This window comes from Planctomicrobium mucosum (genome assembly GCF_051466335.1).
Classification (GTDB): Bacteria; Planctomycetota; Planctomycetia; order Planctomycetales; family Planctomycetaceae; genus Planctomicrobium.
Map to the genome: position 1 here is coordinate 4,047,977 of NZ_CP195793.1, position 21,339 is coordinate 4,069,315.

The window sequence follows — 21,339 nt, forward strand, 5'->3', positions numbered from 1 at the left end:
CTCCTTCTGGGTCTGAATGATTAACAATCGAAGTTCTTCGTAACTGATTTTCTCCGAATCATCAAGCCTAAACGGGGACTTGAATGAGTTTGCACAAAATAGGCGATTGGCCAGAAAAAATCTGACATTCAGTGTCATTCATCGACGCGGCCGACCAGATTTCCGCAGCGTAACACCTCAATCGTCTGAACGAAGTCGTCAGGCACTGGGGCGGTGAACTCCATCCACAACTGAGTAACCGGATGTGCGAAAGAAAGTTGATTCGCATGCAAGGCGTGTCGACGAATCGGGAGACCGGTTTCGATTTCCCTGTCTTCGTCTTCGGTCATTCCTGGTCGAAACGGTTTGAATCGATTGTTGCTCTCGTAAAACTCATCCCCAACAAGAGGATGTCCCAATGCGGCAAAATGGACTCGAATCTGATGATTCCGACCAGTCCGAGGTTTCGCCAGAACGAGTGTGTGATTTGCGAATCTCTCGACGACTTCAAAATGCGTTCTTGCCGGTTTGCGATCGATGGCGTCTGCCCGACAGGACATTAAGACGTGCCGGTCTGTCCTCGCTCTTCCGATCGGCCAATCAATCGAACCTCGCGATTTCTCAATGACTCCCTCGACGATCGCGAGATAGGTTTTACTCATCCGTGACGCTTCAAACCCCCCGGCCAAAGCAGCGTGAGCATGATGGTTCTGCGACGTCACAATCACCCCGCTCGTTTGGCGATCCAGACGATGCACGATCCCCGGTCGCAGCAATCCACGATGAGATGTCCGCTGATCGAAATAGTGCTGCAGTCCGTTGGCGAGTGTGTGGACCTGAGTTTCACCAACCGGGTGAACGATGAGGCCGGCCGGTTTGTTCACGACCAGCATCCAGGGATCTTCATAAATCACAGAAATCGGGATGTCTGTCGGTTCCAGCAACTTGTCAGGGGGTTCCAACAATCGAATGTTCACGAGTTGCCCGGAGAAGACCCGGTCCGTTTCGTTCGCTGGAGCGTAGTTAATTGTCGCTCCACCCGCTCTGACGATTCTCTGCATCCGCCAGGGGTTGTAGTTTCTCAAATGCTTAATGAGAAAGGAGTCGATGCGGACTCCATTCAGTTCGGCTTCGACGAGAAATTCAAATGCTGGAGCCGACATAAGAAAGTGATCAGAACATAAAGAAACCGGATGCAACAAACACAACCTGCAAATGGTTTTGCATCCATTCGCTGGAACATCCCCCGAGACAACGGGTAGTTTTACCACCGGTCAGGTTCGATCGACAAGCTCTGAGGATTCGATTCCGAAAGAATGGGAACGCTTCCCCATACGGAATGCGAATCCGCAAGTTAGCGCCCTTCTTTCAGTCGACGAGGGAGTTCTCGACCTTCATTCAGCAGGTCGAGGAGATACGCTCCGTAGGCACTCTTCCCAAGAGGCTGAGCCAGCGCCCGCAACTGTTCATTGTTGATGTATCCCAATTGCCATGCAATTTCTTCAGGGACAGCAACTTTTTGGCCTTGTCGACTCTCAATTGCTTCGACAAAACCGGATGCCTGCAACAATGCCGATGGGGTTCCGGTGTCCAGCCAGGCAAACCCGCGTCCCATTAACTCCACGCAAAGATCGCCTCGTTCGAGGTACGCCTGATTGATCGATGTGATCTCGAGTTCCCCACGCTGCGATGGAGTGACCGATTTTGCCATCTCAATGACATCGTTGTCATAGAAATACAGCCCGGTGACAGCATACCGGGATTTCGGCTGCCTGGGCTTTTCGATGATGTCGACCGGCTTTCCATTTTCGTCGAACGAAATCACCCCGTAACGTTCTGGATCGCTGACGCGATATGCAAAGACGGTGGCACCTGTCTCGCGGGACGCAGCACTCTGGAGGAGTTTTTGCAGGTCGTGACCGTAGTAGATGTTGTCCCCCAGAACGAGGCAGACGTTCTCTTTTCCAATGAACTCTTCACCGATCAGAAACGCCTCAGCTAGTCCTCGTGGTGCCGTTTGCACCGCATACTTGAGCGAAATGCCCAACTGTGAACCATCTCCGAGAAGTCGTTCGAAAAGGGGAAGATCAACGGGCGTGCTGATGATCAGAATTTCGCGAATCCCCGCCAGCATCAGTACGCTCAGCGGATAGTAAACCATCGGCTTGTCGTAGATCGGAAGAAGCTGCTTGCTGACCACGCTTGTCATTGGATGCAAACGGGTCCCCGCTCCCCCTGCGAGAATAATTCCCTTCTTCGTCGATGCCATCAGGCGCTCCGGCTGTGTTCGGTGAAACAACACCTGCCCTTGGGGTTGCGTGCAGTATCCATCAGATATCGACCCTGCATTACGAAATCCGATAGAAAATGTCACGTTGTGTGCGGAATTGGAATGGCTCTCGCAATCCTCAAATTTCCTCACCTGAATTCTTCAATTCCAGAACTTCCAAAAACTCCCGTCCGTTACAGATCAGGGAAAAGGCACGTTCATCGAGTTGTTTGCGATGCTTCTCTCGTTCCTTCCTTGCGGGAAGGCCCCAGTATGCTAAACCTTGTGAAGCGAATTACCTCACAGGCAGATTGCAGTCGCTTTTGCTGCGAAAGTTTCCATGAACATTCAGTCAACGGATCAAACCGCAGGAAATCGTCTCATCGATTTCGTCATGCGTTGGCCGGGCTGGCTGATGCTGGTAGCAATTATACTGACAGCACTGGCTATCAGGCCTGCCTCTCAGCTCACGTTTGATCAATCGATCGAATCTCTCTACGCGGAAAATGATCCTAGACTTCTGGATTATTTGAAAAGCAAAAAATGGTTTGGCGGGGACGACTTCGTCTTTCTCGCTTACACCGATCCAGAACTAATGTCTGCAGAGGGTCAGGCTCACCTCATTCAATTGACTGACCTCATGCGGAACACCCCGGGAGTTGACCCGAGAAATGTTCAAAGCCTGAGCGAACTCATTAACATCGGTCGCAATCCTTTTATGCGACGCCACCCGGAAAGAGTGATCGAGTTCGGGCGGCGACTGGTCGTAGGTGACGACAATCAAACCACGGCGCTGATGATCAGCCTTACACCGGACGGCCAGGATGGTATCTCGCAGGCGGACACCATTTCTCGCTTGCGGCAGATCGCTGCCGAGCAGCCATTTGAAACGTTTGTCGTCGGTGAACCCGTTCTGATCCATGACATGTTTCAGTATGCGGAGAAGGATGGAGCCCGCATGGGATGGGCTGCCGCTGGCGTCCTCTCTTTCGTCATCCTGATCATGCTGCGGGATTTGCGATCAGTCATTCTTCCACTGATCATCGTCCAAATGACTGTGATCTGGACGAAAGCCGTTCTCGCGCTGAGTGGAATTCAGCTGACGATGGTCAGCTCGATTCTGGCTTCACTCGTCACAATCATCGGTGTGTCGACGGTCGTTTACACTTCTCTTTTCTATCGATCACTCCGGGAATCACATGATCGACGAGGCGCATTCCGCCTCATGATGCAATTGCTGGCAATCGACATCATGTGGGTCTGTATCACCACAGCCACCGGATTCTCAGCTCAGCTCACAAGCCATCTTCACCCTGTTCGTTCTTTTGGGGTGACGATGGTGATCGGTTCTCTTCTCGTTCTCGCAGCGATGGCACTTGTCATTCCCGGCGGATTGCTGATGGGACCGGAACGCTCGTTGGCTCGACACCCTCGCGGAGAAAGCCAGATCACTCGCTTCCTGCTCGCCGTCACGGAATGGGTGCTTCATCACCGATTCCTCGTCTGGACTGCGACGTTGGTACTACTGGTGATCTCTTTGTTTGGGCTCCAGCGACTCCGACTGGAAACGGACTTCAGCAAGAATTTCCTCGCTTCAAGCCCTGTCCGTAAATCACTCGATTTCATGGAAGAAAGACTGGGAGGAGCTGGCTCGCTCGAAGTGAATTTCCCGGCTCCGGAAGAACTGAATGACATCTTTCTCGATGAAGTTCGAGAACTCTCTGAGACGCTGCGCGCGATCGAGATCAATGGGAAGCCAGGAATTACCCGCGTCCTCTCTGCGAGTGACGGGGTCGACATGATCCCCAGATTCCCGATCATCACACCAACGCTGCAAGTTCAGATTGAGCGACTCAACAAGGTCCAACCTCATTTCCTCCCGAGCTTGTACTCGCCTGAAGAAGGGCGAATGCGCATCATGCTGCGAGCACAAGAACGTCAGTCTTCGGAAGAGAAAGAACAACTTATTCAGCAGGTGACCGCAGCGGTTAACGAGAAATTTTCCGATGCAAATGTCACCGGGCTCTACGTCCTGATGACGAATCTGATCGACAGCCTGGTCCATGACCAATGGATCGATCTCCTGACTTCCGCAACCGGTCTGATTTGCGTCATGTCGATCGCATATCGCAGCCTGAAATTTGGTGTTATTTCGCTGATCCCCAATGTTCTCCCGATGATCATGTTGCTCGGAGGAATGGGATGGCTCGGTGTTCCAGTCAACATTGGAACCGCCATGATCTCCAGCGACGCCATGGGGCTCACGATTCACGACAGTATCTTTTACCTCTCCGCCTATCGAAGAGCCCGCCGATCGGGATTGCCGTTTCGTGAAGCATTACGCGAAGTTCAAACCGAAGTTCGCCGCCCGCTCGTCTATTCCAATGCAGCCCTCATCTTAGGCTTCCTTGTGCTGACGACCTCCAATTTCGTTCCGCTTATTTATTTCGGGGTTCTTGTCAGCGTCGCGATTGCGGGAGGATTGGTGGTGAACATGATCCTGCTGCCCCTCTTGCTGGAACTGATCGACTCTCCTCGCAGATCACAAGCAACCCCCGCTGCCGACGACTCCATTGCAGATTCTTCAGCTCAGGACGATGTCACAGAGTGATCTCTCTGAACTGAATTCACTCCGTCGATTTAATGATCCGATTGTCTGTCAATCTTGCGGCCAGCAAGTTGATGTCGCAGCGTCGACCGTGATTGAATATTATCGAACCGCATTCAAATTCGATTCGATAAGTTCTCGGGAAGCGACGCGACAATGAGCCATTTCAGCCCTGCTTATAGCATTACGATTCGTTTGAAATACCACGATATTCCGGGTGCGCTCGGAAAGATCACCTCAGCGATTGGCCATGCAGGTGGGTCCATCGGTGCCGTGGATATCGTCGACAGCAAGGACGGGGTGATCACTCGCGACTTCTCTGTTCAGGCAACCGACGTCGCCCATGGCGAACAGATCGCGAAATCGGTCAGCAGCCTGGACAATGTCGATGTCGTCAATGTCTCTGACCGTACCTTTCTGATGCATCTGGGCGGAAAAATTGAGGTCACATCCCGCGTTCCGTTGAAAACTCGAGACGACCTGTCGATGGCATACACGCCGGGTGTCGCACGAATCTGCAAAGCAATCGCCGAAGATCCTGATGCTTCTTTTAATCTCACCGTCCGCCGAAACATGGTCGCGGTCGTTAGCGATGGAACTGCTGTGCTCGGACTCGGAAACATCGGTCCTCGGGCAGCGATGCCTGTGATGGAAGGAAAGGCACTCCTGTTCAAAGAGTTCGGAAAAGTCGACGCGTTTCCAATCTGTCTGGAAACACAGGACGTAGAAGAAATCATCCGAACAGTGAAGTATCTCGCTCCGACATTCGGAGGGATCAACCTGGAAGACATTTCGTCGCCTCGCTGCGTCGAGATCGAAGAACGCCTGGAAGCAGAACTCGAAATTCCCGTCTTTCATGACGACCAACATGGAACCGCCGTCGTCGTGCTGGCAGCCTTATTGAATTCCCTCAAAGTTGTCGGCAAGAACATGGAGGAGATTCAGGTTGTCATCAACGGAGCCGGGGCTGCTGGCGTTGCTATCGCGAAACTTCTCCTCCTCGTGGGAGTGAAGCGGATGATCGTTTGCGACACAGCCGGAGCGATTCACAAAGCCCGGACCGACAAGATGAACTCCCTGAAAGCCTGGCTCGCAGACCATACCAATTCAGAGCAAAAAGCAGGGACATTATCCGACGTCATCGCCGGCGCCGACGTCTTTGTGGGAGTCTCCGCTGCAGGCTCGCTGAAGCGGTCCGACATCGAACAAATGAACAGCGACGCGATCGTCTTCGCACTCGCAAATCCGGATCCGGAAATTACTCCAGAAGACGCGGGAGACTCCGTTCGCATCATGGCGACCGGACGCTCAGACTACCCAAATCAGATCAACAACGTCCTCTGCTTCCCGGGGCTCTTCCGTGGACTCCTCGATGTCCGAGCCCGCAACGTCAACGAAGAAATCAAAGTTGCCGCTGCCCACGCGATTGCATCGATCATTACAGATTCAGAACTTCACGAAGATTACATCGTCCCCAGCGTCTTCGACCGCCGTGTCGCGACTGCCGTTGCTGAGACTGTTGCTCGCGTTGCAGTCGAAACGGGCGTCGCGCGTAAAGGACTGCCACCAAAGCAGTAAAGAACAATTTTCAGACACAGCTGAACCGGAACGTCCAGACAGGGTCTTTAACAGGACATCCGTGCAAAGCCGTTGAAGCGTTCAAACGGAATTGCGATTGCCACTGAGACGTCAAGGTCACGAAACATTGTCCCCAGAAAGTGAACAAACGGTTAGTTCGGGGTCAGTTTCCCCTTCCCGGCGACACTTGGTCGCTGTAGAAGGAATTTCGGTTTGAAAATTTTTCAAAATGGGGGGGAGAGATTTCAGAATCTCAGTCGAATTGACTTTCATAGTCGGGTCGGACCCGTTAATCTTCCCCGCACACGGAGTGTAGCTCAGCTTGGCTAGAGCGCCTGCTTTGGGAGCAGGAGGCCGCAGGTTCGAATCCTGTCACTCCGACTTAGTTTACGGCGAATCCCAAACCGCCGAACAGCAGTTAGACAGCAATTAGGAAGTGAGTCTCGCAAAGACCACTTCCATTTTTTTTGCCGCAATCTGTCCGTCTGACGCAATAAAGTGCGAGTAAGTCCGGTGTGTTGTCGCTGAATCCGAGTGGCCCAGGATGTGAGACACAATGTGAATCGCCGTCCCCTCTCTCAGCAATGTGCTTGCAGCAGTATGACGAACGTGGTGGTAGCCACGATGTCGAATGCCCAGATCTCGCAACAAGACCGCCCAGTGATTCTTCGCAAAGCTGGTTCTACGAGTGGGGAGCCCTCTCCGGCCAATAAAAATAAAATCCTCGGGTTGGGCGTGCTTTTCCTTCAACGCAATCTTTTGTCTCTCCCTGAGCTGATCCATTACGCTCGCAGGAAGAGTGACAGTCCGCATCCCTCTCATGGTTTTTGGCGCCTTGATTGTGACTGTTCCGGCATAGTCTCTGGCCTGACGTTCAATTCGGATGGTGCAATTCTTCCAATCAACGTCACGCCACTGGAGACCAAGAAGCTCCCCAAGTCGTGGACCGCAAGCAAAAGCGATATGGTGCAGGGCCTCCAATCGATGACCTTTCACGTGTCTGAGAATCTTTCGAACTTCAGAATCCGTGAACGGTTCAATCGCAGCTGGCTTCACAGTCGGTTTCAGTTCCTTTTCGCAGGGATTGAATGCAACAAGTTTGCGACGCATCCCAAACGCAAACGCGCTGGACAGAACCTTGAATGCAATTTCGATCGATCTCGCACCAGATGGCTTGACCACAAGGGACGTAGGAGACTTCAGCTCGGAAACCCACATGTCGACAACTTCGACCGTGCAGTCTTCGCAATTGCGGTTTCCGATCAGCGGGACTATCCGCCAGTCAATGGCACGCTTGTAACTGTCGATGGTGCTCACTCCTCCTTTACTTGTAGTGAGCCACTTGGCGAGCAGGTCTGCAACAGTCAGTTTCGTTCCTGCCGTGGCGAATCTCTTGTGCTTTTCTCGCAGCTCACTCAGGACAAGTTGTCCGTGAGCCTGAGACTTAGCATTTTTGCTGACTCGTCGAGTCGTACCGTCCAGATTCTCAACGGTCAGACTGACAACCCACTGACCGTTTGCTCGCTGAAAGATCGTCCCCTCGCGATTTCCGCGACGCCGTTGACTATTTCGTTTTTGGTTTTTCACTTGTGTTTGACCTTTGGTTGCTCAAGTACCCGAGTACATCATCTGCGTGAATCAAAGACCAATCTCCCCACTTTATTATTGGAATTTCCGCATCCTGAACCTTCTTCCGAAGTGTCTTTGGCTCGACGTCTCCAACCGCCTTTGCCCAGGCCGTGTCGGTGTAGAATCCATTCTGAGACAAAAACTCTTCTGGGGAGTTTGGATATTGTGTTGTTGACATGGGTGAATAGAATCCCTATGTTCGCACTTGAAGGCACGAAAACCGTGGTAGGTAGGAATGTCTTGAAGCTTGTGAACACGTGCAGTTGGGATTCGCAGTCCCGACTGCATTTTTTATTTCACAAGCACCGCCAGCCCAAAACGGATTACACCGGGGGCGGCAAGAAACATCTTTGGAGGAGGCCTCGCAGCTGGCGAGACTCGCAACGCACGACAACAGAACGCAGGGCGATAAGCCCGCTTGTGCGGATTGAACACGACGTATCGGTCCTTACGGTGGTAACGTAGGGTCTGAGAATGCACGTCGTGGTTCGCACCCACGGCGTGCAACGTCGCTTTATATCGATTATCATGCATCAACACAAGACACGTCAGGAGGCTGTTGAAATTCGCCCTGATTGTATTTGCAGCAATTCCTGAGCAGTCGTTTGACACCGTGCCAAGGGCCAGCGAAATGAACGGGCTGATTAGTTTCTCGTGCGATGGTTGCGGGTCAAAACTCAAGGCCCCGTCGCGAAAAGCTGGCAACTCCTTCCCCTGCCCCAATTGTGCGATGAGCGTCGTGGTCCCTCCAGTCTTCAGGGAAGATGTCGCGACCAGTTTGCCGCTCACAAGCCAAAGCCGTAACTCCGGCATTCCGGAGACTGCACCAAAAGACGAACGAGTCTTGGTTAGGCTAAGCCCGACACTATTGGGAGAGAGCCCATTTGGCTCGTCAGTTGTGATGGCTTTCGCCGCTGGTCTGATCGCACATGGCATCGTGAATTCAATTTCTGCTTGCATTGTGGGAGGGGCGTTAGGAATTTTTATTGCGGCCATCTGCTGGCTAGACAGATCTAGAGTCTGTTATGGACTTAAGTGTTGGTTTTGAAGTAGTTTCCGTGGATGAGCAAGCCCCGGATGCCTTACCCCAGTGACGTCACGGACGACGAATGGGCCTTTTTAGCCCCCTATTTGGCGCTGGTGAAAGAGGACTCGCCGCAGCGGGTTCACTCCCTTCGAGCCGTGTTCAATGCCATGCGGTGGCTGGTACGCACCGGGGCGCAGTGGCGGTTCATGCCCCATGAGTTCCCGCCTTGGCCCGTGGTCTATCAGCAGGCTCGCCGTTGGCTGGAGGCTGGCGTGTTTGAGCACATCGCTCATGACCTGCGGGAAGTGGCTCGCGTGTCTCAGGGACGCGATGAGCCCCCCTCAGCAACGATCTTAGATGCGCGAGTCATCCAATCCACTCCCGAGAGTGGTGCCAGAGCCGGTTACGATGGCGGCAAACGGCGGAAGGGCTCGAAGGTTCACGTGGCCATTGACACGCTCGGGCACCTTCTCGCCTTGAAAGTGACCCCAGCCAATGAACAGGAGCGAGCCCAGGTTTCCGACTTATGTGTCGCTGTGCAGGAGGCGACTGATCAGGCCATTGAAGTCGCCTATGTGGACCAAGGTTATACTGGCGAGAACGCGGAAGAGGCTGCCGCTGAGCAGGGAGTGGAACTGCGCGTCGTGAAACTCCCTTATGCCAAGAAAGGATTCGTATTATTGCCACGTCGGTGGGTCGTGGAGCGGACCTTTGCCTGGCTAGGACGATCACGGAGGCTGGCACGTGACTACGAACGACTGGCAGAAGTCTTGGCCGGATGGCACTGGGTGGCCATGGTCGCACTGCTGCTCAAATACACGCCGATCGTCGTCCAGAGTTCATAACAGGCTCTAGGACAACACTGACTGTCACGACCACAAGGACCATTCTTCAGCGTTCGTTCTTTTCGTTTTCAACCACTGAAGTCCGGCATAGTGACGTCAGAAATATTCAAGTCACTCAGTCTTTAGGACAGAGACTTGCGAACTCTGGAAGAATTAAGCTCTCCACTTCTGGTCAATCCGGATTCGAAATTGAGATCAACGGAATTGACAATCCCATGCATGTAAAAAGCCTAATCGACAAATGCCGTCGGTGAGTTTTGCCAGCCAGATCACGACTCCTAGCCAGGGCTTCTTCGACGCGTTTCCCTCAATCGTCGCGAACAATTCGCAGCTCGAATTTTCGATCAGTTCCGACTCCAAGAACACTCTGAGTCGTTGTGACGTTCTCTCGAAAATCAGCCACGTTACACCTGAGAACTGGCACTGACTTCGGTGCATTGACCTGGATTGAAACGCGACCGTTTCTCGTCTTGCGGACTTTGATAGAGATGTCGGACGTGATGTGAATCAACTCATCATTGAAGACTGTTGTAGTGATCATCTGAAAACCTCTAGTTCGTGATGGAAGTTAGAAATAGGCGTGCGTATGCACGGACCCGGAAGATTCAGGAACGAAGCGATAACACCAGCTATCCCATGACGCGAAAACGCAAGCCACGGAACGTGACGGTGTGACAACGTGAATGTCGTGACGACACAAACTGGAACATCGCCAGCTGCCTTAGTCATCAGCAAAGCAAACTGATGAGCCGCATCAAAGCAGCCTATCTCGACTGCTGAGTACGTGATCGAAGAGCGTTCCCGTCGCGAGCCGCAGAGGCTTCTGAGCGACAGAAACGTGGATCAATCTGAAAGAAAACGTGATCGTCGCTGATCATCGCGTGAATGCCCTTGTCCGATTATGTGCGTTGTGTCTTTGGCACCTCATTGCGCTGTTGACTGCTCCTTTGCATGTGGTGAACATTACTATACACCTGAACACTCATCAAGAGCAGTTGCTGTCGTCACTACATCTTGTGTGATCGTCGGCGATGGAACCTCAATTCTTCAGAATCACTTAAAAAACGATCGGGACAATTACCGCCCACTGATACGTCGATTTTTACGTGAAATTTGGACTAAAAATTCTCTCCGACGGAATTTTCCTGAAAAAACCTCCACGGTCACCTTCGTTTCGCTCACTTCCGCTTACGAAACTCCCACGGCGGCAGCGGCATCGGATCAGCCCACAAACCTCTCTTGGCTTCCTTCGCCTCGACCTGAGCAGCTGCATACCGCTCCTCTGAGTTGTAATACTCGTAGTGCCACGCCATTCCGTCCGTGATCATCTGCAGATTGACGTCACCCCCATCGACGAACAGCTTGCCCAAAATCCGGCCATAGCGATCCTTGCCTGTCACGTGCAGTTGAACGGTCTTACCAAAAGCCAAGTCGCTGAGGTGTTGCTTAGCCTGCGCTCCAACCGCCTGCTTGCCCTCGGGTGAATCGATTCCTTCCAATCGCACCCTTACCTCTGAACCATCGATCAGGACTTTTACGGTGTCGCCATCAGTTACGGCAACGACTTTGCCTTGGGCAACCCGCTCGATCGTTGGAATCTTGCCTGCGGCCAATCCAGTCGTAGATGCCTGAATGACGACCAGCATCATGAAGAGATACTTTGCCCGCATCCCAATTCTCCAAACTCAAAGGGCCAACAAATGAAGCTGCTGAAACCTTTTTTAATCACATATGCAATTGCTGCTGTCACCCACGAGGGACATTCACGCTCACCTCTGTTCATGCAAGCACTGTAAATCTGATGGCACGAGCTGAGTTTGTAAGCCTGGATCCAAGAAGCAGTAAGTTCAGATCTGATCCCCGACAAACATGGGCATGCGTTTCTGTCGAGTCATCACTTCATAATAATGAGTTGCAGGCTGCGAAATCGGGTATGCCGTCCGATCAAGTAGTGAGCACCCCATAGCTGATGCTGCGTACCAGAACCCGTTATCGAACGCAAACGTCGCGGGGATGAACGCTTCCCGACCGCCCCATTCACCGTCCCGCAGCAGCTCGACACGTCGCTATGGTCGCTCTGCTCCTCAAATACACCCCGTTCGTCCTCCAGAGTTCATAACAGATTCTAGAGGGGATTGGGGCAGCAGAGTGTATTATTGCCTTTTAGGCGGATTGTTGCTTGAATTGTGGTATGACAACTCGCAAAACACCAAAAAGCTGTGGTAAGAGATCAGCATCCACCCAAGAAGGCAGTCCGGACGCACTACTCCAAGCCATCGAGAACGCCGCCCGTGAAATTGCCAGAAGATGCGAAGCTTCTGATTTATCAGAAGCGTTTGATGCACTTACTACGTCTATTGAGACAGCTGGGAAAGCCCATTCCGGTTCATGGCTTGGTTATCAGTCTCGCGTTTACTATAGAGAATTGGAAATACCCCCACCTGGCTCTCATTTCGATCCAACTTGGGGATTAATGAATAGATACTCAAATGGAACCGATGAAGGATGGTTCGAGTATCCCTTTGATGCCGTCTATGAATTCGTTGTCAGCTCTGCGAAGAATCCTAACCTCGATCAAATCAAGAAATTGGCGATTGCAGCCGCAGAAGAAGTCCGGGAACTAAAGGAGCGATTGTCTTCACTGCTGATCACGCTGAATGAAAGAGAAGATCGTTACCTGTCGGATTTACTGAAAGACTGCGAAAGCTTAAGGATGGCTAGTGCACGGACCTTAATAGGAAGACTGAAACCTTCGGGGAAGTTTTTCTCTCATGATATGGTGGCTCTTTCCAACGGAATTAAACCCCCACCTCATATTGCCGCTTATGGTGAAGTGGCAGCGTATCAAGAACCATACTCAGTGGCTGGTATACTTTCAAAAATTGCTGGTCGAGCAAGGACACATTTGTCACACCGCAATCAAACTTCGAGCCAAAAGCCTGTACTGGGTGACAAAATTTTTATTGGACACGGACGATCTGCTGCATGGCGCGATCTAAAGGACTTTCTCCAAGACCGTCTGCATCTCCCCTGGGATGAGTTCAACCGAGTTTCAGCGGCTGGGATTACTGTCGTCGCTCGGCTTTCGAGAATGCTCGACGAAGCGGCATTCGCCTTTCTTGTGATGACAGCAGAAGACGAAACAAAGGACGGAAAAATCCAGGCACGAATGAATGTCATTCACGAAGCCGGACTATTCCAAGGCCGCTTGGGGTTCGAAAGGGCGATCATTTTATTGGAGGAAGGGTGTGAAGAGTTTTCCAATGTCGAAGGACTCGTTCAGATCCGCTTTCCTGCAGGAAACATTTCCGCGATCTATGAAGATATCCGCAGGGTTCTGGAGCGCGAAGATTTGTTGAATAATTAGACCAATTTTCTACGCCTCCTTGTTGAAAGAAGATTGCCTTGTTGAAAGAAGATTGCCTTGTTGAAAACGACTCTTGAACATCTGGAATGCTGGGGCTAAAACAGTTTGCATGAGCCAGTCATCACGGACGAGCATCCTTTTGGAAGTCGCCTCACTTTCACTGCGGATTGGCCGGTAGTACGTGGCTCCGAATTCGCATCGCTTCAGTCGTCAGAAATTCATGCAGGGACAACTGCTCACTTGCCTGATTCTGCGGGCTGATCTGAAGACAACCTATCGAGGTGTGATTGAGTTCCTGGAAGTCTCTGACGCCTTGCGCGACCGTCTGGGGCTAAAGGCTCTACCGCACTATTCCACGCTCAAGAAGTTCGCGGACCGTTCCAGCGTACTGGAGATTGTCGATGCCATACTGCATGAACTGGTCCAGCAGTTTGCTTTGGATGCAGAAGAAGCGGCGATCGATTCCACGGGCCTAGAAACAAGCTCAGCCAGTGCTCATTTTCAGTCTCGCAGTGGGAAAAACAGATGAAATACGTGAAACTGTTCGTGTGTGTGCTGGCCAAAGCAGCGACCAGTTCCCAGCCGAAAACCCTCTTCGCCGATGCAGGCTACGATGCCGAATGGGTCCATCGGTTCTGCCGGGAAGACTGGCAGGTGGACAGCGTGATCAACCCTGCTGTGCACCGAACGGATGGTGGGCTCAATGGAATGTATCGCTCCGAAATGACTGCAGACACACTCAAGGAGAAAGGCTACGGCAGACGCTGGCTGGTGGAATCGTACATGAGTGGGCTCAAACGCACGCCAGGAGGCACAGGAAAAGGCCCGGATCGAAGCTGAAGAAAAGGCTAAACGGGACGCTGATGAAGCTGAGAAGGCAAAGGCTGCCAAGGCTCAAAAAGACAAAGAGATTGCTGAGCAGGCCGAGCGGGATCGACTGCACCGGGAAGCTGTGCGACCGGACATCGAGAAGTTGACTGCCATTACAGATGCGATCCACGCCATTAACGCTCCAGAGGTTTCAAATGCCGCATCCGAAACGCTGTTCCTGATTATGGACGCGATCAACGACTGCGAGCAGAAGGTGCGGAAAATTATCCAGAGATCACAGGGAATCGCGCACTGAAAAGTCCTGTCGGCGTTGGCCCGCACTGACAGGTTGCTGCCGGGGGAGGAGGCCCGCCAACCCCGGCAGCTTTTTGATTCACGAGAGAAACCCATGATCATCGTTCACCATCACTACATGGATTCTCAGCGGCTTCCGCTTTTTCATTGCACGGCCCCCAACTCACCGCCAGTCCGCTGGGAATCAAAGATCCAGCCAGGACACACACTGACAGTTTCACGTATTTCGTCCGCTGTTTTCCGCTGCGGGACTGGAAATGAGCACTGGCTGAGCTTGTCTCCATGCCGGTCGAATCGATGACCGCTTCTTCTGCATCCAGGGCAAACTTCTGGACCAGTTCATGCAGCATGGTATCGACAATCTCCAGCACGCTGGAGCGGTCGGCAAACCTCTTGAGGGTCGAATAATGCGGAACAGCAGTCAGTCCCATTCGTTGGCGAACAGCGTCAGAGACTTCCAGAAATTCAATCAGTCCCCGGTAAGTGGTCTTCAGATAGGCCCGCAGGATCAGGCATGTCAGCAACTGTTCCTGCGTCAACTTCTGAGGACTGTTGCGGTGCGAATAGGACGCCACGTACTTGCGTGCGATTCGCAGCGAAAGGGAAGTAACTTCCAACAGAATGTTCGTCCGAGGTGACTGGCTCATCAACGACTTTTAGCGCATCCAAATGCAAACTTCAAGAATACTTTTCAACAAGGCAAACGGAAATCTCCTTAACCATTCCTTCTTTTTGATCAGTGAGAAAGGGACGTGAAGGAGAGTAAGGCACTGATGATCGCGGATGCGTGCGACGAACGCAATAGACATTACGGTCCGAACAAAATTAATTTAGGCATTATCTCTCCGGAGTGATTGACAAGATACTCAAAATAATAGCTACGACCACGCTTGGTTTGCACCTGCAGCAAGACATAACTTCCATTCGAATCTTGGCTTTTTAGATCCCACTTAACTTCTCTCCAGTCAGTTTCATCTCCCCATAATTCTAAGATACTGTTCAAACGATCTAAGTATGACTGATTCAGAGGAAAAGGAAGGTCAAAGCAAACATTTTTAACATCTATTGTGCCTTGCGAACCATCATTTCGCACATATGTAATTGGATTGTTTTGCAGTTCCCTATAGTCAATAATTATTGCTCTATTTAATTTTTCATCGACCGATCCAAGCTTCGGAAACCCTAGAATCAAAAACAACTGATAACCACCAAGATTACGAGAATCTGCATCACTCCAGACAACTTTCTTCTCTGTGGGTGCGCTTATCATAAAAATCACTGCTGTTAACACTACCGCAGAAATAATCGCAAAAACAACTCGCATTACACGAAACCTTCTCAAAAACGCAACACGCTAAAAGCAATTTCATGACCCAAACACACAGGTGTCAAAGTGTTACATAGAGGCACTGAAAGGCCCTGTTGAGTGACATGGGTTTTCCTGCAATCGAACAACACTTTTGTAATGCATACTACTAGAGCGCCTTTCATAACCCATTCGGGGACCCCTCTGAATACCTGGGTTTTCGAACAGTTCCAGGGGGTATGAAATCGGCTCTATGAAATTGACTCTTCAATACTGTTGCTGATTGACACGTTTATTATCTAAGGTTTATTGCGGCATTGAAGAAATTTTGATAATGCCCCAATCCTTGATTCTTTACAGATAACATGTCGGATTGAAGCTGTGAAGGACGCGGGGGGCGCATTTCTATATCCAAGCAGTCAATATTAAACAATTCGGGCAATGAAATCGATCCGTCCATCAGTGATCTTGCGGCAGTAATTGCAACTCGCTCATTTTCTTTTCCAAATCGAGAGAAGTTAATGCCATTTGCTGAATCCGATAATATCCATGCGATTTTTCCTCCACCATAGACGATCTCAAGCGGCAGAATGTAAAGAATAACGGATCCGGGGCAAGGGGCATTTCCGCAGGATGCATTTATTATTGTTAGCATCCAATCAACGTCAACATCTCCGTATTTTGTTTCCATTTCCAGATTAAACAAAATGTTCCCCTCTTCTCCCCATGTTGGATCAAACCGCTTTGCGAAATTACATATATTCCCATCGTAATGCTTTAATGTTTCACAGATTGCACTCCTCTTGTCTTTGATACTGGACCAAATTTTTCTGTTTTCCGTTCCACTGGGGTCCACCCCGTTCGGCACGAAGTACGCGCGGTACAAATTCATGCCATCCACGAATCCGGCGGGATCGATTGTGGTCCAGCGGCCGGTTCGAGGCATGTAAATACGGGCGCGGATGTAGATCCGGCCGGTATCTGAATCGGTGAAGTAGCCCCAGAATCCGCCGAACTGGAAGGGATTCCGTGTCGTGCCGGTTCTGGCAAGCAGCTCGCCAAAGGCATTGTATTGATAGGTATCGGTGACAATCTGGCTGGCATCTGTCAACTCAGTGGTATTGCCGAGACTCTCGTCGTGAGAATAGCTTGGAACCCAGACACTTCCATTATACCGGTATTGAGACACTGTGCCGCCGTAGATTGTCGGCTCTTGAGTGTAAACCGCGGTGATGACATTGCTGTTGTCCGTCTCCAACAGGTACGCCTGACTATCCCAGAGAAATTTTGTCGTGCTGCTACTGTCTTGTAGAAGAACTCGCAGCCCATCTGGATCATACGCCATGGTATTTCGAATGCCGCCAGAAAGCTGGATCAGAGTTTGGCGATTTTCATAGTCATAAGTCCCGGTGGTCCGCGAACCGCTTGGCTCCAGCATGACAGTGAGGTTTCCACTGGCGTCGTAGGTGGAGGTGGTTCGACCGGAGGGGCTGACGCTGACGGTCAGCTGATTGGCAGCGTCGTATGTGCTGGTGGTGAGGGTGCCGTTTTCGTTCTTCACCAGCCGGTTGCCGGTGGCGTCGTAGGTGTAGGTGTTCCGGTAAGAGATCCCGGCATCGAGTGTGCTCCATTCATCGGCTGACAGAGTGTCCCAATCATCAGGAGTGAGACCAGACAAGCTGAGAGCGGGAGAACTTCGATCCTCACCGGTCAGTCGATCAATGGCATCATATGAATAGGACGTGACGCTGCCGGAAGCTTCGGTGATCGTCTTTCTGTTCCCGGCTGCATCGAATGTGTAGTCGAACTTCGAAATGGTTGAATTGTCCGACTTCAGGTTCGCGATTCGCTTTTGCTGGTTGGCAGCATCGTACAGATACGTCGCCCGGGTGCCGTTCGCCAGTTCCTTCAGCGTTCTGCGTCCGGCATTGTCATAGCTGAAGGATGTCCTGCCGTTTTGCGGGTTGCGGAGGGTCTTCAGCTGATTGTTGGCATCGTAGGAGTAAGTGAACACCCCTCCACTGGCGACATTCAGCTGAGTCCGGCGACTGTTGGCATCGTACGAATAGGTCACCCGCTTGCCGACTGGTGTCACCTGCGCACGTTTCCGTTGCAGTGTGTCAAACGTCGTCGTGTATCGTCCGGTGGCATTAGCACTCATCGTCCGCGCTCCCAGCGCATTATACACAAACGTCGTGCGGGATCCATCCGGATAGCGCCCCTGGGTCACTTGATGATTTGCATCATAAACATAAGTCGTCCGGAACCCTCGGGCGTCAGTGCGGGCCTGCACGTTCCCATCTGCATTGTAGGTGAACGTCACTCGCCGATTGAGAGGATCGATCTGACGAGTCTGCTGACCGGCAACATCATAGATGGAGGTATACCGGTTTCCCCGTTCATCGATCTTCGCGATCGTCTGCCCAGCGGCATCAAACACATTGGTTGTGCGGAAATTGAGAGCATTGACCGTGGCCTGCTGTCGTCCGTTCAGGTCGTAGACGGCCGTCGAGCGGTTTCCGTTGGGATTAATGGTCGCTACGATGCGGGATTTGTCGTAGACCGACGTAGTGCGGGCCCCGAGGGGATTGACCTGAGCCAGAGGTCGGCCAGCGGAATCGAAGACATTGGTACTGCGATTGCCGAGAGGATTGACAATCGCCACCTGCTGACCAGCGGCGTTATAGACCAGCGTGGTACGCTGCCCCAGTGGAGCGATGTTGGCGACCACGTCGCTGGCGGTGTTGTAAACGGTCGTTGAACGGGTTCCCAGTGGGCTGATTTGAGCGGTTGCCCTTCCAGCGGCATCATAGACCGTCGTGCTTCGTCCACCGATGGCATTGACCTGAGCGGTCATTCGACCGGCAGCGTCGTAGACCATTGTCGTCCGGTTGCCGAGGGAATTGATGCTGGCAATGACCTGCTGATTGGCGTTGTAGACCGTCGTCGTCCGATAGTTGAGGGAGTCGATCTGGGCAACGGGCTGACTGAGGGCATTGTACACGGTGGTCGTGCGGTGATTCAGGGGGTCGACTGTCGCAATCTGTCGATTGGCGTTGTCGTAGATGTTCGTGCTGCGATTGCCCAGAGGGTTGATAGACGCAATCACATCGTTGTTCGCATTGTAGACCAGCGTCGTTCGGGCCAGCAGCGGATTGATGGATGTAAGAGTGCGACCGTTGGCATCGTAGAGTGTAGTGCTGATGTTCCCCAGCGGGTCTTTCGTCGCGATGCGCTGATTGGCCAGGTTATAGCTGAAGCTGGTCCGCTGGCCAAAGGGGTCGATCGCCGCCACTTGTCGACCGAGTGAGTAGATATTGGTGGTGCGATACCCCGCAGGGTTGATCGTGGAAAGTTGCCGACAACCGGCATCATACGTGTAGCTGGTACGCGCTCCGGTGGGGTCGACATTCGCCAGAATGCGATTGGAGAGATCGTACAATACGGTCGTTCGACGGTTGAGCGGATCTTGTGTAACAGTTCGCTGACCGTTCACATAGGTGTAGCTGGTGCGGTTTCCCAACGGGTCGACCGTGGAAATTACCTGGGAGAGTGCATTGTAGACCATAGTCGTCCGCTGGCCAAGCGGATTCACAGTGGCGATCGTCTGTCCTGCGCCATTATAGATGTAGCTGGTCCGATCCCCCAGCGGATTGATTTCCGAGATGACAGTTCCATTTCCATCACGGACCAGAGTCGTTCGCTGACCAAGTGGATTCACAGTGGCAACGTGTCGCTCGTTCACGTCGTAAACATAAGTGGTGCGACCGACCGGGGATTGTCTGGTTTCGATTCGACGGACGTTTTGAGAGAACGTTGCTCTGTTGAAAGGCCTGTGAGTTATTGTGTTTCACCTAACGCCTCAGGGCGTAGGCCAGGACTCGGATCGCTGCTTCCACAAACAAGCTTCGCTCACTCCGGGCTGAGAGGGCGTTTCCGGTGGTGCGTTTGAGCCCACTCAGGTACGATTCCACCAGCCAGCGTCTGCCGTAGCCTTTCTCCTTGAGTGTTTCTGCAGTCATTTCGGAGCGATACATTCCATTGAGCCCATCATCCGTTCGGTGCACAGCAGGGTTGATCACGCTGTCCACCTGCCAATCCTCCCGGCAGAACCGATGGACCCATTCGGCATCGTAGCCTGCATCGGCAAAGAGAGTTTTCGGCTGCGAACTCGTCGCCGCCTTGGCCAGCACTTCAGCTGCTTCAGCCTTGTCATTGCAGGGCCCCCAACTCACCGCCAGTCCGCTGGGAATCAGTGATCCGGCCAGTACACACACGGACAATTTGACGTACTTTGTCCGCTGTTTTCCGCTGCAAGACTGGAAGTGAGCACTCGCTGAGCTCGTCTCCATGCCTGTGGAATCGATGGCGGCTTCTTCTGCATCCAGTGCAAACTTCTGGACCAGTTCATGCAGCATCGCGTCGACGATCTCCAGCACGCTGGAGCGGTCAGCGAACTTCTTCAGCGTCGAATAATGCGGCAAGGACTTTAGCCCCAGACGGTCACGCAGGTCACTGGAGACTTCCAGAACCTCGATCACACCCCGGTAGGTTGCCTTCAGGTACGCCCGCAGAATCAGGCAGGTGAGAAGCTGCTCCTGAGTAAACTTCTGGGGACTGAAGCGGTGCGAATAGGGAGCGACGTACTTGCGGGCGATCCGCATTGAGAGTGAAGTGACTTCCAGCAGGATATTTGTAGGTGATGACGCGCTCATGCAACCTCTTTTAGCGCGACACAATCGAACATTCAAGAGACGTTTTCAACAAGGCAAGAGAACGTCTTGTACGAGTAAGTTGTGCGACCACCCAATGGCGGAATTTCAGCGGTGAGAAGCTGGCGGTCGTAGGTCCATGTTGTGCGGTTTCCGAGTGGCTCGATCTCGCCGACCTGATTGCGCATGGCGTCGTAGATCTTAGTGGTCACCTGCCCCAATGGGTTGGTGACCTCCGTCACCGCCCCGCTGACATAGTTGTACGTGGTGATCCCACTATTAGGCGACTGGACACGGTTGCAGAGCCCGTTCGCATCCCATCCATAGGTCGTGCGCAGGCCGTCTGGAGCGATAATAGATTTGATGCGGCTGTTGGCGTCGTACTGATACTGAGTCTGGCAGAGTTCGGGAGTTGTTGCGGACTGCAGTAGTCCTCCAGCACTGAATGCGTAGGCTGTCGTCCTGCCATAGGGATCTGTGATTCCGGAGAGGTTGCCGTTGCCATCGTATGCGTATGTGGTCACCTGACTGACCGGGTTGGTGATGGTCGTGTTGCCGACATTGCGGGTAATTGTCCAGGTGCCCGGCTGAGGGATTGTTTTCCGAATGCGAAAGATCTTGCCCGGGTGCGACGGCGCCGTGGATGAATTGTAGTCGTGCTGGGTCCCATCCGCCTGCGTCTCAGTGAACGTACCGTCGTCATTTTCGACGAGTGTACAGGCGTTGCTTCCGACGGATTGGTACTCGTATGCTGGAGTCGCTGTGAAAGTTGCAGGCGGCGTGATTGCATCAGATTCTAGAAGTGAGGGGACGATGACCTTGCAATAGTACTTAGAGCGTTCGGACAAAACTGATCTTGGCACGTTTTGAGGATTGTGGGAAGGTCTGGTTTTT

Annotated in this window: 20 protein-coding genes and 1 tRNA gene; 9 read left to right on the plus strand and 12 right to left on the minus strand. The window is 52.3% G+C overall.

Going from position 1 to position 21,339, the window contains the following annotated elements; genetic code table 11:
- Positions 1 to 134 precede the first annotated feature (134 nt).
- On the minus strand, positions 135 to 1,142 hold the full coding sequence (locus tag SH668x_RS16015) for an RluA family pseudouridine synthase (RefSeq protein WP_437186073.1): 1,008 nt from the start codon (positions 1,140 to 1,142) through the stop codon (positions 135 to 137).
- 191 nt (positions 1,143 to 1,333) lie between these two features.
- The gene (gene rfbA, locus SH668x_RS16020; RefSeq protein WP_437186074.1) at positions 1,334 to 2,248 is read right to left on the minus strand and encodes a glucose-1-phosphate thymidylyltransferase RfbA; all 915 of its coding nucleotides are present in this window, start codon (positions 2,246 to 2,248) and stop codon (positions 1,334 to 1,336) included.
- A gap of 340 nt (positions 2,249 to 2,588) precedes the next feature.
- On the opposite strand from rfbA, the gene SH668x_RS16025 reads away from it, so the two are divergent.
- The 3 genes from SH668x_RS16025 (at position 2,589) to SH668x_RS16035 (ending at position 6,815) form a co-directional block, all read left to right on the plus strand.
- The gene (locus tag SH668x_RS16025) at positions 2,589 to 4,859 is read left to right on the plus strand and encodes an efflux RND transporter permease subunit (RefSeq protein WP_437186075.1); all 2,271 of its coding nucleotides are present in this window, start codon (positions 2,589 to 2,591) and stop codon (positions 4,857 to 4,859) included.
- Between the two features lie 153 nt (positions 4,860 to 5,012).
- Complete coding sequence (locus SH668x_RS16030) at positions 5,013 to 6,434, plus strand: NAD-dependent malic enzyme (protein ID WP_437186076.1); 1,422 nt, start codon at positions 5,013 to 5,015, stop codon at positions 6,432 to 6,434.
- Positions 6,435 to 6,740: 306 nt separating this feature from the next.
- Positions 6,741 to 6,815: transfer RNA gene (locus SH668x_RS16035), tRNA-Pro, on the plus strand.
- Between the two features lie 48 nt (positions 6,816 to 6,863).
- On the opposite strand, the gene SH668x_RS16040 is transcribed toward SH668x_RS16035, so the two are convergent.
- From SH668x_RS16040 to SH668x_RS16050, 3 genes are all read right to left on the minus strand, one after another.
- Entirely contained in the window at positions 6,864 to 8,021 is a 1,158-nt protein-coding gene (locus tag SH668x_RS16040; RefSeq protein ID WP_437186077.1) for a tyrosine-type recombinase/integrase, read from the minus strand.
- On the minus strand, positions 7,999 to 8,241 hold the full coding sequence (locus SH668x_RS16045) for a hypothetical protein (RefSeq protein ID WP_437186078.1): 243 nt from the start codon (positions 8,239 to 8,241) through the stop codon (positions 7,999 to 8,001). The genes SH668x_RS16040 and SH668x_RS16045 overlap by 23 nt, the downstream gene beginning before the upstream one ends.
- Before the next feature lie 113 nt (positions 8,242 to 8,354).
- Entirely contained in the window at positions 8,355 to 8,999 is a 645-nt protein-coding gene (locus SH668x_RS16050) for a hypothetical protein (RefSeq protein WP_437186079.1), read from the minus strand.
- Positions 9,000 to 9,125: 126 nt separating this feature from the next.
- On the opposite strand from SH668x_RS16050, the gene SH668x_RS16055 reads away from it, so the two are divergent.
- Entirely contained in the window at positions 9,126 to 9,935 is an 810-nt protein-coding gene (locus SH668x_RS16055) for an IS5 family transposase (RefSeq protein WP_437186080.1), read from the plus strand.
- Positions 9,869 to 10,189 carry a PH domain-containing protein gene (locus SH668x_RS16060; RefSeq protein ID WP_437186081.1) on the plus strand — a complete coding sequence of 107 codons (321 nt, stop codon included), beginning with the start codon at positions 9,869 to 9,871 and terminating at the stop codon, positions 10,187 to 10,189. The genes SH668x_RS16055 and SH668x_RS16060 overlap by 67 nt, the downstream gene beginning before the upstream one ends.
- Positions 10,190 to 10,242: 53 nt before the next feature.
- Here the strand turns inward: SH668x_RS16060 and SH668x_RS16065 are convergent, their stop codons facing one another.
- Both SH668x_RS16065 and SH668x_RS16070 read right to left on the minus strand, forming a co-directional pair.
- Positions 10,243 to 10,476: a carbon storage regulator gene (locus SH668x_RS16065; protein ID WP_437186082.1), complete on the minus strand. Its 234-nt coding sequence runs from the start codon at positions 10,474 to 10,476 to the stop codon at positions 10,243 to 10,245.
- A gap of 637 nt (positions 10,477 to 11,113) precedes the next feature.
- Complete coding sequence (locus tag SH668x_RS16070; RefSeq protein ID WP_437186083.1) at positions 11,114 to 11,605, minus strand: thermonuclease family protein; 492 nt, start codon at positions 11,603 to 11,605, stop codon at positions 11,114 to 11,116.
- A gap of 521 nt (positions 11,606 to 12,126) precedes the next feature.
- On the opposite strand from SH668x_RS16070, the gene SH668x_RS16075 reads away from it, so the two are divergent.
- From SH668x_RS16075 to SH668x_RS16090, 4 genes are all read left to right on the plus strand, one after another.
- Complete coding sequence (locus SH668x_RS16075; RefSeq protein WP_437186084.1) at positions 12,127 to 13,302, plus strand: TIR domain-containing protein; 1,176 nt, start codon at positions 12,127 to 12,129, stop codon at positions 13,300 to 13,302.
- A 220-nt stretch (positions 13,303 to 13,522) separates the two neighbouring features.
- Entirely contained in the window at positions 13,523 to 13,831 is a 309-nt protein-coding gene (locus SH668x_RS16080) for a hypothetical protein (RefSeq protein WP_437186085.1), read from the plus strand.
- Positions 13,828 to 14,142 carry a hypothetical protein gene (locus SH668x_RS16085; RefSeq protein WP_437186086.1) on the plus strand — a complete coding sequence of 105 codons (315 nt, stop codon included), beginning with the start codon at positions 13,828 to 13,830 and terminating at the stop codon, positions 14,140 to 14,142. Before SH668x_RS16080 ends, SH668x_RS16085 begins: the two co-directional genes overlap by 4 nt.
- Positions 14,090 to 14,428, plus strand: coding sequence for a hypothetical protein (locus tag SH668x_RS16090; RefSeq protein ID WP_437186087.1), 339 nt, complete (start codon positions 14,090 to 14,092; stop codon positions 14,426 to 14,428). Before SH668x_RS16085 ends, SH668x_RS16090 begins: the two co-directional genes overlap by 53 nt.
- A 97-nt stretch (positions 14,429 to 14,525) precedes the next feature.
- Here the strand turns inward: SH668x_RS16090 and SH668x_RS16095 are convergent, their stop codons facing one another.
- The 5 genes from SH668x_RS16095 to SH668x_RS16115 all read right to left on the minus strand — a co-directional run bounded on the left by SH668x_RS16095 (position 14,526) and on the right by SH668x_RS16115 (position 21,293).
- Positions 14,526 to 15,074 carry a hypothetical protein gene (locus SH668x_RS16095; RefSeq protein ID WP_437186088.1) on the minus strand — a complete coding sequence of 183 codons (549 nt, stop codon included), beginning with the start codon at positions 15,072 to 15,074 and terminating at the stop codon, positions 14,526 to 14,528.
- 161 nt (positions 15,075 to 15,235) lie between these two features.
- Entirely contained in the window at positions 15,236 to 15,751 is a 516-nt protein-coding gene (locus tag SH668x_RS16100; RefSeq protein WP_437186089.1) for a hypothetical protein, read from the minus strand.
- 277 nt (positions 15,752 to 16,028) lie between these two features.
- A complete protein-coding gene (locus SH668x_RS16105; protein ID WP_437186090.1) occupies positions 16,029 to 19,478 on the minus strand; it encodes an RHS repeat-associated core domain-containing protein in 3,450 nt (1,149 codons plus the stop codon).
- 109 nt (positions 19,479 to 19,587) lie between these two features.
- Positions 19,588 to 20,448 carry a transposase gene (locus tag SH668x_RS16110; RefSeq protein ID WP_437186091.1) on the minus strand — a complete coding sequence of 287 codons (861 nt, stop codon included), beginning with the start codon at positions 20,446 to 20,448 and terminating at the stop codon, positions 19,588 to 19,590.
- Between the two features lie 32 nt (positions 20,449 to 20,480).
- Positions 20,481 to 21,293, minus strand: a complete 813-nt coding sequence (locus SH668x_RS16115; RefSeq protein ID WP_437186092.1) for a hypothetical protein — start codon at positions 21,291 to 21,293, stop codon at positions 20,481 to 20,483.
- Positions 21,294 to 21,339: the final 46 nt, after the last annotated feature.

Excerpts from the sequence above, each read along its gene's own strand:
- SH668x_RS16050 (WP_437186079.1), bottom strand. The coding sequence starts at position 8,999 with ATGCCATGTGCGATCAGACCAGCGGCGAAAGCCATCACAACTGACGAG.
- SH668x_RS16030 (WP_437186076.1), top strand. The coding sequence starts at position 5,013 with ATGAGCCATTTCAGCCCTGCTTATAGCATTACGATTCGTTTGAAATAC.
- SH668x_RS16045 (WP_437186078.1), bottom strand. The coding sequence starts at position 8,241 with ATGTCAACAACACAATATCCAAACTCCCCAGAAGAGTTTTTGTCTCAG.
- SH668x_RS16070 (WP_437186083.1), bottom strand. The coding sequence starts at position 11,605 with ATGCGGGCAAAGTATCTCTTCATGATGCTGGTCGTCATTCAGGCATCT.
- SH668x_RS16100 (WP_437186089.1), bottom strand. The coding sequence starts at position 15,751 with ATGCGAGTTGTTTTTGCGATTATTTCTGCGGTAGTGTTAACAGCAGTG.
- SH668x_RS16110 (WP_437186091.1), bottom strand. The coding sequence starts at position 20,448 with ATGAGCGCGTCATCACCTACAAATATCCTGCTGGAAGTCACTTCACTC.
- SH668x_RS16060 (WP_437186081.1), top strand. The coding sequence starts at position 9,869 with ATGGCACTGGGTGGCCATGGTCGCACTGCTGCTCAAATACACGCCGAT.
- SH668x_RS16075 (WP_437186084.1), top strand. The coding sequence starts at position 12,127 with ATGACAACTCGCAAAACACCAAAAAGCTGTGGTAAGAGATCAGCATCC.
- SH668x_RS16095 (WP_437186088.1), bottom strand. The coding sequence starts at position 15,074 with ATGAGCCAGTCACCTCGGACGAACATTCTGTTGGAAGTTACTTCCCTT.
- SH668x_RS16065 (WP_437186082.1), bottom strand. The coding sequence starts at position 10,476 with ATGATCACTACAACAGTCTTCAATGATGAGTTGATTCACATCACGTCC.
- SH668x_RS16025 (WP_437186075.1), top strand. The coding sequence starts at position 2,589 with ATGAACATTCAGTCAACGGATCAAACCGCAGGAAATCGTCTCATCGAT.
- SH668x_RS16055 (WP_437186080.1), top strand. The coding sequence starts at position 9,126 with ATGAGCAAGCCCCGGATGCCTTACCCCAGTGACGTCACGGACGACGAA.
- SH668x_RS16015 (WP_437186073.1), bottom strand. The coding sequence starts at position 1,142 with ATGTCGGCTCCAGCATTTGAATTTCTCGTCGAAGCCGAACTGAATGGA.
- rfbA (WP_437186074.1), bottom strand. The coding sequence starts at position 2,248 with ATGGCATCGACGAAGAAGGGAATTATTCTCGCAGGGGGAGCGGGGACC.
- SH668x_RS16080 (WP_437186085.1), top strand. The coding sequence starts at position 13,523 with ATGCAGGGACAACTGCTCACTTGCCTGATTCTGCGGGCTGATCTGAAG.
- SH668x_RS16085 (WP_437186086.1), top strand. The coding sequence starts at position 13,828 with ATGAAATACGTGAAACTGTTCGTGTGTGTGCTGGCCAAAGCAGCGACC.